This window comes from Rhodococcus sp. FG69 (genome assembly GCF_057808915.1).
The window spans coordinates 17,031-27,452 of sequence record NZ_JBMDIX010000056.1 but is presented as its reverse complement, the minus strand read 5'-3'; the positions used below and the strand labels follow the sequence as shown (position 1 = coordinate 27,452).

General features: G+C 63.4%; 10 protein-coding genes. 9 read left to right on the top strand and 1 reads right to left on the bottom strand.

The window, feature by feature from the left end:
* Positions 1-91: 91 nt before the first annotated feature.
* Positions 92-2,176, bottom strand: a complete 2,085-nt coding sequence (locus ACODSO_RS27435) for a glycosyltransferase family 39 protein (RefSeq protein ID WP_489039840.1) — start codon at positions 2,174-2,176, stop codon at positions 92-94.
* 161 nt (positions 2,177-2,337) lie between these two features.
* Between ACODSO_RS27435 and ACODSO_RS27430 the strand changes: the two genes are divergently transcribed.
* From ACODSO_RS27430 to yhjD, 9 genes are all read left to right on the top strand, one after another.
* Positions 2,338-3,012 (top strand): response regulator transcription factor, encoded by a 675-nt coding sequence (locus tag ACODSO_RS27430; RefSeq protein ID WP_489039839.1) that lies wholly within the window; start codon positions 2,338-2,340, stop codon positions 3,010-3,012.
* The gene (locus ACODSO_RS27425) at positions 3,009-3,995 is read left to right on the top strand and encodes an ATP-binding protein (protein WP_489039838.1); all 987 of its coding nucleotides are present in this window, start codon (positions 3,009-3,011) and stop codon (positions 3,993-3,995) included. Before ACODSO_RS27430 ends, ACODSO_RS27425 begins: the two co-directional genes overlap by 4 nt.
* 128 nt (positions 3,996-4,123) lie before the next feature.
* Entirely contained in the window at positions 4,124-5,662 is a 1,539-nt protein-coding gene (locus ACODSO_RS27420) for a DUF4153 domain-containing protein (protein ID WP_489039837.1), read from the top strand.
* 61 nt (positions 5,663-5,723) lie between these two features.
* Positions 5,724-6,014: a DUF6412 domain-containing protein gene (locus ACODSO_RS27415; RefSeq protein WP_489039836.1), complete on the top strand. Its 291-nt coding sequence runs from the start codon at positions 5,724-5,726 to the stop codon at positions 6,012-6,014.
* A 65-nt stretch (positions 6,015-6,079) separates the two neighbouring features.
* Positions 6,080-6,388, top strand: a complete 309-nt coding sequence (locus ACODSO_RS27410) for a DUF6412 domain-containing protein (protein WP_489039835.1) — start codon at positions 6,080-6,082, stop codon at positions 6,386-6,388.
* Between the two features lie 81 nt (positions 6,389-6,469).
* Entirely contained in the window at positions 6,470-7,393 is a 924-nt protein-coding gene (gene yidC / locus ACODSO_RS27405) for a membrane protein insertase YidC (protein ID WP_489039834.1), read from the top strand.
* A 16-nt stretch (positions 7,394-7,409) separates the two neighbouring features.
* The gene (locus ACODSO_RS27400; RefSeq protein WP_489039841.1) at positions 7,410-8,255 is read left to right on the top strand and encodes an exodeoxyribonuclease III; all 846 of its coding nucleotides are present in this window, start codon (positions 7,410-7,412) and stop codon (positions 8,253-8,255) included.
* Positions 8,256-8,300: 45 nt separating this feature from the next.
* Positions 8,301-9,341, top strand: a complete 1,041-nt coding sequence (gene trpS, locus ACODSO_RS27395; RefSeq protein ID WP_489039833.1) for a tryptophan--tRNA ligase — start codon at positions 8,301-8,303, stop codon at positions 9,339-9,341.
* A gap of 53 nt (positions 9,342-9,394) precedes the next feature.
* Entirely contained in the window at positions 9,395-10,420 is a 1,026-nt protein-coding gene (yhjD, locus tag ACODSO_RS27390) for an inner membrane protein YhjD (RefSeq protein ID WP_068380540.1), read from the top strand.
* Positions 10,421-10,422: the final 2 nt, after the last annotated feature.

The window sequence follows — 10,422 nt, the reverse complement described above, 5'->3', positions numbered from 1 at the left end:
CCCCCCCCCCCCCCCCCCCCGTCCGGCTTAGGGTAGCCGACCCTCATTCATTCTCGTGGAGCTACCTCTACGTGGTCGCGACGTGGTCCGATCAGCTCGGATCCAAGTCGTACACGGTCGTCGATCCGATGGTCTGTGCGGTGAAATTGGCTTCGACCCAGGCCAAGATCTCCGAGTTACTCCCCGGCGCACCCATACCGCCGGCGATGTAGTACCCGATGTCTCCCGCGGCCACCCAGTCTTGGAACTGCTGCATCGTCGGAGCGGGGTCGCCGCTCCACCCTCCGATGGCCATGATTGCGGTTCCCGAGGCAACTTCGATCTCGGCGGCCGACATGGATCCGGACGTCGCCGCCGCCCAGCGGTTGTCGGCGTCCTGAAGAAGCGACACGAGTTCGGGGTCGGTGGCGCCCATGCTTCCCGGTGCGCCCATGCTTCCCGGTGCGCCCATGCTTCCGGGTGCGCCCATGCTTCCGGGTGCGCCCATGCTTCCGGTGGGCGGCGCAGCTGCATCCGGCGCGTCCGAACCGTTTCCGCCCGTCGGATCCGACGGCATTCCTCCTGGACCGCCCATGCCGCTCATGCCGCCCCTCTCTTCACTGCCTGCAGGTCCGACGCTGGGGACCGGCCCGGTGTGCGAAGTCCCCACGGTGGCCACGGCATAGGCGCCGGTAGCTCCGAGGCCGGCAAGAACCGCTAGCGTCACCACGGCGACCGTCAGCTTCCGGACCCGGTCGACGGCCAGTAGCGCGAGACCGACAGCCGCGGCAATCGCTGCGATAAGAACGATCCACTTCAACGAGGGAAGCCAGGTCGAGTTGCGGTTCAACAGCACCCATCCGGATATTCCTGCAGCGAGGACCATTGACGACAACCCGAGACGAGCCCACAGTCGATCGCGTTCGATCCATAGTGCGTAGGCGCCGGTGCCGACCAATCCTGCGATCGAGGGGGCGAGTGCGACGGTGTAGTACTCGTGAACGATTCCCGACATGTAACTGAAGATCAGCCCGGTGACGAGGAACCAACCACCCCAGAGGATCAGTGACGCGCGAATCAAGTCGGTACGTGGGGCTTTGCCGCGGGCGATGAATCCCAGAACCAGTGCGATCAGTGCCGCTGGAATCAACCACGCGATCTGGAACCCCATTTCGCCGCTGAACAGTCGATCGAGACCCGTCGAACTGCCGAAGCCCGGTACACCACCGCCACCGCCGGGACCTCCCATGCCGCTCGGCATGCCCCCGGGCATCGTGCCCCCGGGCAAACCACTCGGCATGCCACTCGGCATGCCTCCGGTCATGTCGCTTCCTGATGCGCCGCCTCCGAGGCTCTGGCCGAAGATGCGTCCGAGCCCGTTGTAACCGAGGACGAGGTCCATGACGGTGTTGTCCGTCGAGCCGCCGATGTACGGGCGCGAGTCGACAGGCCACACGATGGTGGCCACAACCCACCATCCAGCCGATACCACCAGCGCTGCTGCCGCACCGAGCAGATGCACCAGTCGCGGGATCAGTCGAGACCGACCGGCAACGAGGTAGACCAGGCCGAATGCCGGCAGCACGAGCAGGCCTTGCATCATCTTGGTCAGAAATGCGAATCCGAGTGCCACGCCTGCGAGTGCAAGCCATCCTGCGGCGCGTCGTCCGATGTCGGTGCCGATCGCGCGGATCACGAAGTAGCCGCCCAGCGTCATGAGCAGGGTGAGTAAAGCATCGGGATTGCTGTAGCGGAACATGAGCACGGCGGACGGAGTCAGAGCCAATACCGCCCCAGCGAGCAGTCCTGCGCCTGGCGAGCTCACGCGTTTGACCGCGGCGTACACCAGAGCTACCGCTCCGACGCCCATCAGTGCCTGCGGAACCAGGACAGCTGCGCTCGAGAATCCGAAGATTCGCACGGACAGTGCCATCACCCAGATCGACGCGGGTGGCTTGTCGACGGTGATGAAGTTCGACGAGTCCAGTGACGCGAAGAACATGGCCTTCCAGTCCTGTGATCCGGCCTGAGCTGCCGCCGCATAGAAGGTGTTGGCGTATTCGTTGATCGTCAGATTCCACAGGTACAGAACTGCCGTTGCGATCAGCAAGGCGGCGAGACCGAGTCGATACTTGTTGCGCGCCAACGGCCGCGGACTCTCTTCGGCCTGTGAGTGGTCGGTGTCCACTTGAGTCATTACAGTCTTCTCCCTCGTTGCGTCCGCACGAGCGTGTAGGGGTAACCGTGGGATCGGCTGGGCGCAGGCTGTGATGTTGCTGGGAGCTGCCCCGAGGATCTTCACCGAACCTCCACAATTCCTGTCCGACTCCTCCATGGGCTCCCTCTAGGGTCAGATGCATGAACCGCACCGTTCTTGTCGTCGACGACGAACCGACGATCTCCGACGCCGTCGCCGTGCGCCTACGCGGCGAGGGCTTCGACGTGGTCACCGCGTCCGACGGACCTTCGGCCGTCGAGGTGTGCGGCCGCGTTCGGCCCGACATCGTGGTGCTCGACGTCATGTTGCCGGGTTTCGACGGTTTGGAAGTCTGCCGTCGGATTCAAGCCGACCGCGCCGTCCCGGTGCTGATGCTGACGGCCAAGTCCGACGAGACCGACATGCTGGTCGGCCTCGGCGTCGGTGCCGACGACTACCTGTCCAAGCCGTTCAGCATGCGAGAACTCGTCGCACGCGTACACGCGCTGGTGCGGCGAGCGGATCGCAGCGCTCTGCTCGAATCGTCCTCGACGAAGCTCGGTGTCATCACGATCGATCATCACGCTCGGCGAGTATCCGGCACCGATGGCGAAATACATCTGACTCGAACCGAATTCGACATCCTGCTCTACTTGTCTGGTCGTCCGGGGGCGGCCGTCGCCCGCGAGACTCTTCTGGCCGAGCTCTGGGGATGGCAGGATTCGGCGAGCAGTCGAACGGTCGACAGTCACGTGAAAGCGTTGCGACGCAAGATCGGTGGCGACTTGATCCGCACGGTGCACGGAGTCGGCTATGCGCTGGATGTGCCGCGGTGAGGCTCTCCGACGCGGTCCGCAAGCTTCCTCGCCCTCTCGACCCGCTCGGGTCGTTCAAGCTCAAGGTGTCGCTGATCGTGGGCATCGTGCTCGTGGTCGCCAGCGTCGTCTTCTGGATCGGCGCAGGCTGGCAGTTCCGGTACTCCCTGCTCGCCGCGCTGGTCATGTCGTTGGCTGCGACGCAGGTACTCGCGCACGGCATGACCTCACCGCTGCGAGAAATGACGTCGGCCGCGAAAGCGATGGCGAGAGGCGACTATTCGACGCGGGTTCGTGCCACCTCCCGCGACGAAATCGGCCAACTCGCCGAGGCGTTCAACACCATGGCCACCGATCTGGAGGCGGCCGATACGTATCGGCGTGAACTGATCGGCAACGTCTCGCACGAACTCAAGACACCTATCGCCGCGCTCCGGGCCGTTCTGGAGAACATGGTGGACGGCGTCACCGAACCCGAACCGGACACTCTCGCAATTGCGCTGAAGCAGACGGAAAAGCTCGGGGATCTAGTGACCGAACTGCTGGACCTGTCGCGATTGGAAGGGGGAGTCCTCCCGCTCCGTCCCGAACGTTTCGGTGTTCGCGGATTCCTCGAAGCGGTGACCTCGGAGCATCGGTGCGTCCGAATCGAGGTGCAGCCACCGCATCTGGGGGTATCAGCAGATCGGTCCAGGCTCACTCAGGTAGTCACCAACCTCATCGACAATGCCGTCCGGCACGCCCCGCGAGGAAGCGAAGTGACTTTGTCGGCGTATTCCGTAGCGGGCGGAATTCGGCTGGAAGTTGTCGATGATGGGCCCGGAATTGCTCGTGCAGAACACTTCTCGGTCTTCGATCGATTCACCCGCGGCGGTGCAGTGGACGGCGGTACCGGTCTCGGGCTTGCCATCGCCAGGTGGGCAACCGAGCTGCACGGCGGCACGATAGAGGTGCTGGACCGGACCCCGGGTTGCCATATCCGGGTGCAGATCCCGCACTCCTAGCTTCTCGACACTTTCCTTCGACGCACGCCCGCGTGACGTCGCTCCTTGTGTTGCCCGAAACACAGTCCTGCCCGAAACACATGTCGGTCCGAGTCCGGCCGACAAGATACTCATAGAGAGGTTCATCGATGAGCGCCACTGAAAAGGCTGTCGCCGAAAGTCCCGCACCGTCCGATCGTCCCGTACCGGCAGAAGAGCCTGTACCGGCCGTGAGTCTGAAAGTGCCTGTCCAGCAGCATCGCTGTTCACCCTGGCCTGCCAGGGTCTGGCCAGTTGTGCGTCATGCTGCCGCTCCCCGGCACGCATTGTTCGGAGCGCTGTTGGCGGGTGTCGTCGGCTCGGTCGTGCTGTCCGGCACCGGCATCGGCTATCCGATCACTGTGGTGGCGATTCTCGCGGCGGTGGCGTGCGTTCGCCCGGAACGAACGACGACGTGGCACGCTGCCGGAGCACTGACGGTCCTCGCACTCAGTTCGGTTGCCGTGTTCCGATCGGCCGGGTGGTTGGTGACGATGTCCATGTGGTTGGCGGTGTTCGTCGCAGGCGCAGTGCTGTCGGGGTCGTGGACCTGGAGGGGAACAGCGCTCGGGGCGATGACTCCGGTGTTGGTCATGTACAGAACGGTGCGTTGGACCTCCCACGGGATCCGACGCCTGGACACGGGTCGGGTCCATTTCGGCCGGGTCGCAGCGGTGGCCGTCGTCACCATCGTGGTTGTCGGAGTCTTCGCTGCGCTGTTCGCCGGCGCCGATCCCGCGTTCGGAAGGCTCGTCGACGAGGTCGCACCGGAATGGGATCCAGATGTGGCCGCGGCACGAGTGATGGTCTTTCTGCTGGTGGCCGGTGGAGTGCTCGCCGCGTCGTACGTCGTGGTCAATCGTCCACGGTTCGACAGGTTGGCTCGGCCGTCGTCGAGGTCGATTCGGCTGTGGGAGTGGGGCGTTCCGCTGGCGGCACTCGTCGCTGTGTTCGCAGGATTCGTAGGCGTGCAGATCGGCTCGTTGTTCGGCGGCCAAAGTCACGTGTTGGTCACCGACGGGCTCACGAACGCCGAGTACGCCCGCCAAGGATTCTGGCAACTGCTCGCGGTGACGGCTTTGACGTTGCTCGTGATCGCGATCGTCATCGGGAAGGCGTCGAGAGCCTCTGTGGTCGATCGCGCGGCGCTGCGGATCTTGCTGGGTCTGCTGTGCACCCTGTCGCTCGTCGTGGTGGCGTCTGCGCTTCATCGGATGTCCCTGTACGAACAGCAGTACGGATACACGACCCTGCGGTTGTTCGTGACCGCGGTCGAACTGTGGCTCGGTTCGGTGTTTCTGCTCGTCATGGCGACGGGACTGAAAATGTCGGGACGATGGCTCCCGCGAGCGGTGGGCGCGGGTGCGGTGCTGACCGTTCTAGGTCTGGCGGTTCTCAACCCCGACGCCTATATCGCGCGGCACAATGTGGAGCGATTCGAGACCACCGGGAAGATCGACACACGGTACCTGTCGCGATTGTCGAGCGATGCGGCACCCGAACTCGATCGACTTCCCGAGCCGTATCGAAGCTGCGCACTGGGTGCAGGAGAACCGTCGGGCAGTTGGCGGGACTGGAACGTGTCCGATGCGCGTGCATCCGAGCTACTCGAGCAGCGTCCGACGGCTACCTGTGCAGCGATGCCCTGAGCGGGTGCCTGCCCTGCGATAAGGTGAACCGGGAACGTCATCGATCGCGAGGAGGAATGCCATGAGATACATCCATCTCGTCGCGGCGTACCTCCTTGTCCTGTCCCTGCTCGCCGCTGTCCCCGATTCCGCCGGCACCGCAGCCCTGTTCGGCTTCGTGGTCACCGCACTGGTCGTGACGGTCGTGGCCGTGGGAAGCCGGAAAGACCTGCTGCGTGCGGTATTCGGCGTCCCATACGGCCCTGACGGCGCGCAGCGTCGGCTTCGCGGCGCGTTCCGCAGGCAGGAACGTCCCGACGAGGCAGGCCGTCCCATGCCTCGCGCTCCCGGTGCTCTGGTGGGGGCGCTCTGATCAGGTAACACCCGAGTTCCCTCCGGACCGTTCGTCAATCGTCAGTCCGCACCCCGGGAGCTCTCGTGTATTACCCGCGTTCGTTAGTAGTTAGCAGTCGTACCCTGGCGGCCCTGTTCGCCGCTGCGCTGTTGCTCGTCCTGGTCGTCGTCGTCGTCGACGACCAGCCGACCGTCCATCTGGCCCTTCTAGGGCTTGTAGTCTCCGCCCTCGTCGTTCTCGGCGTTCTCGGTTTGTCGGCGACTATCGCTGCCAGGACACCGCGTCCGCACCCACCCGCCGAGGAACGACGCCTCCGCGGGGGATTCCGTCGCCAATACCGTCCCGATGCACCGGGGCGGCCTATGCCGAGAGCACCTGGATCGGTCTTCTGACCGGTCCCGCGACCCGAACTCCGGGCGCCGTCGCCGGTCGAGCAGATCCATTCGACCGACTACTTCCAAGAGGTGCTTCTCATGCTCGATTTCGTCTATTACCCCGTGTCCGGGATCCTGTGGATCTGGCACACGATCTTCGGATCCGTCCTCGGCCCGGACAACGGGATCACGTGGGCACTGGCCGTTGTGTTTCTGGTGTTCACGCTTCGGTTGGCGCTCTACAAACCTTTTGTCCGGCAAATTCGTACACAGCTCACGATGAAGAAGCTGCAACCCGAGATCACAGCGTTGCAGAAGAAGTATCAGGGTGACCGGGCCAAGCAGGCCAGCGAGATGCAGAAGCTGCAAAAGGAACACGGGTTCAATCCGTTGCTCGGATGCCTTCCACTGCTTGCGCAAGCGCCGGTGTTCATCGGTTTGTTGCACGTGTTGAGATCGTTCAACCGCACGGCCACCGGGTTCGGCCAGCTCGGTATGTCCGCGCAAGACAACGCGAACACCCCGAACTACTTCTTCGATGTGGACGACGTGCAATCGTTCCTCGACGCTCGCTTGTTCGGTGCACCTATTTCGGCCGCCATCAGCAGTTCACAGGACACGTTGAATTCGTTCGCCCCGTTCGGTGGAGTTCCGACGGTAGTGACCATCGCGCTGGTTGCGATTCCGTTGATGGTGATGGCAAGTGTCGCTACGCATTTCAATGCACGCGCGTCCATTGCTCGCCAGGACGACGTCGCGCGGAGCAATCCGCAGACGGCGATGATGAATCGGCTGATGCTGTGGGTGTTTCCCGCAGGGGTTCTCGTCGGCGGACCGGTCCTGCCGATCGCGGTGCTGCTGTACTGGGTGAGCAACAACATCTGGACATACGCTCAACAGCACCTGGTGTACCGACGCATCGACGAAGAAGACGCACGCGCAGCGCACGCGGAACGTGCGTCGAAACCCGAAGTGCGGGTGATCGCTCCCAAGCCTGGAGCCAAACCGAAGCGTCGACGGTGAATCTGCTTGCTGTGTGATGTCGGGGCTGTCGGTGCCGTCGACTACGGTGCTGTGCGTGCCTATCACCGTGTCCACAGTCAACGTCAACGGAGTTCGCGCGGCTGCCAGGAAGGGGATGCTGCCGTGGTTGGAAGTAATCGATGCAGATGTCGTCTGCTTGCAGGAGACGCGTGCAAACGACGGAGAGTTGACCAAGGCTCTCGCGCCGGCACTCGACGCGGGCTGGCATCTGGCGTCGGCGGAACCTTCGGCCAAGGGTCGAAATGGTGTTGCCATTCTCTCCCGCGCGGCGCCGGACGCCGTGCGGGTGGGGATCGGCGCCGCGGAGTTCGAGGAGTCGGGCCGCTACATCGAGGCGGACTTCGGTGACGTCACCGCGGCCAGTCTCTACCTGCCTTCGGGGGAGGTAGGCACCGAGCGTCAGGACGAGAAAGAACGATTCATGGCGGCGTTCGCCAAGTACCTCGCCAAGGTCGCCAAAGCCGCGAAGGCCGCGGATCGAGACGTCGTCGTCGGTGGGGACTGGAACATCGCTCACACCGAGAACGACCTCAAGGCGTGGAAGACCAACCGTAAGAACTCGGGGTTTCTGCCTGAGGAGCGCGCGTGGGTGTCGGCTCTTCTGGCCGAGAAGAGCCCGTGGACGGACGTGGTCCGCCACCTGCATCCCGATGTCGAGGGTCCCTACAGCTGGTGGTCGTACCGCGGCAAAGCCTTCGACAACGACGCGGGGTGGAGGATCGATTACCAACTCGCAACGCAGGCGCTCGCCGATCGCGCGAAGGACGCGGTCACCGAGCGTGCCGAGGCCTACGACCAACGCTGGTCCGATCACGCGCCGGTGACGGTCCGCTACCGCTAGAGCCTGGAAGAAAAGACGTTGCCGCGTCGTGAAAAGATCATGAGCATGTCTTCCTCTTCTCCTACCGACGCACCACAGGGACCGCGCCAGCGCGTCCTGTCCGGCATCCAGCCGACGGCGGACTCGTTCCACCTCGGCAACTACCTGGGTGCCGTGCGTCAGTGGGTGGCATTGCAGGACGACTACGACGCGTTCTACTTCATTCCGGATCTGCACGCCATCACGGTGCCGCAGGATCCCAAAGCGCTCCGGCATCGCACCAGGATCGCGGCAGCGCAGCTCCTGGCCGTCGGTATCGACCCGAAGCGTTCGACGCTGTTCGTGCAAAGTCAGGTCCCCGAGCACGCTCAGCTCGCGTGGGTTCTCAACTGCATCACCGGTTTCGGTGAAGCCGGACGAATGACCCAGTTCAAGGACAAATCTGCCAAGCAGGGGCGCGATCAGACGTCGGTCGGTCTGTTCACCTATCCGGTCCTGCAGGCCGCCGACATTTTGCTCTACCGACCCAACCTGGTGCCGGTCGGTGAAGATCAACGCCAGCACCTCGAGTTGACCCGCGATCTTGCGCAGCGATTCAACACCAGATTCAAGAAGACATTCGTCGTTCCGGACGCACACATCATCAAGGGCACTGCCAAGATCTACGACCTGCAGGAGCCCGCGTCGAAGATGAGCAAGTCCGGCTCCAACCCGGCTGGCATCGTGAACTTGCTCGACGACCCCAAGGTGACGGCGAAAAAGTTCAGGTCGGCGGTCACCGACAACGAACGTGACATCGTGTTCGATCCGGCCAACAAGCCGGGCGTCAGCAATCTTCTCGTGATCCAGTCCGCGCTGTCGGATCGGTCCATCGAGGACCTCGTCGCGGGATACGAGGGCAGGGGCTACGGGGACCTCAAGTCCGACACGGCAGATGTGTTGACAGAGTTCGTGACTCCGCTCAAAGCCAGCGTCGACGAGTACATGGCCGATATCCCCGAACTGGACCGTATTCTCGCCGACGGCGCGGATCGGGCGCGGGAGGTAGCGTCACGAACGTTGGCGCAGGTGTACGACCGGGTGGGGTTCTTGGCCCCGCTTCCCTGAGAACAGCTCATACTGGTTGCCGGGGGACCGACAGCAAGGGCCTACTTTTAGGAGTGATTGACGTTCCTGACTTCGGCGCAATACTGCAGGACCGTCGGCAGAAGTGGCCGTGGTTCGATCACACGGTCCGTGCCGCATCGCGATACCAGGCACAAAAGGGCGACTATTACGCCGCGGGCATGACCTATTTCAGTGTGCTTGCATTGTTTCCGCTGCTGATGGTTGCTTTTGCCGCCGCTGGTTTCGTGTTGGCCGGTCAGCCCGAGTGGCTCGATCAGATCAGAGACCAGATCGCACAGAACGTTCCGGGAAGTCTCGGCGAGACGATCAATTCGCTGATCGACACCGCGGTGGAGTCGAGGACAAGCGTCGGCGTCCTCGGTTTGCTCGGCGCGTTGTATGCAGGTCTCGGATGGATCGCGAATCTTCGGGAGGCGCTCACCGCGATGTGGGAGTCCGTTCACGAGCGAGGCGGTTTCGTAACGACGAAGCTCAAGGATTTGGCCGCGCTCTTCGGTCTCGGTCTGGCGATGGCGTTGTCCCTCGGGCTCTCCGCGTTGAACGGCGGATCCGTCATGCAGTCTCTTCTGCGGCTGCTGAAACTGGACGAAGCACCTGGTGTCGGTGTGCTGCTGCGTATCGTCTCGGTATTGCTGGCGCTTGTCGCGACGTGGGCGGTGTTCACCTGGGTCATTTCGCGACTTCCGCGCGAGCCGGTCCCGTTCCGAAGCGCAGTCAGGGGTGGGCTGATAGCTGCCGTCGGCTTCGAGATCTTCAAGCAGATCGCGGCGATCTACCTGAGCTCCGTGACCAACGGTCCGGCCGGGGTCGTGTTCGGTCCGATCATCGGCCTGCTGGTGTTCGTGTTCACGACGTCACGATTCGTGTTGTTCGCCACCGCTTTCGCTGCGACGACTCGCGAGAGCATGGCGTTGGCGTTCGTGCCGCCACCGGAACCGGCAGTCATCACCACACGCCTCGAAGTCAACGACGGTCCGAGTATCGGCGAGGGAATCGCGCTCGTCGGAGCAGGTGCACTGGCAGCGATCGGGTTGGGATTCCTGGGAAGAAGACGCTGACC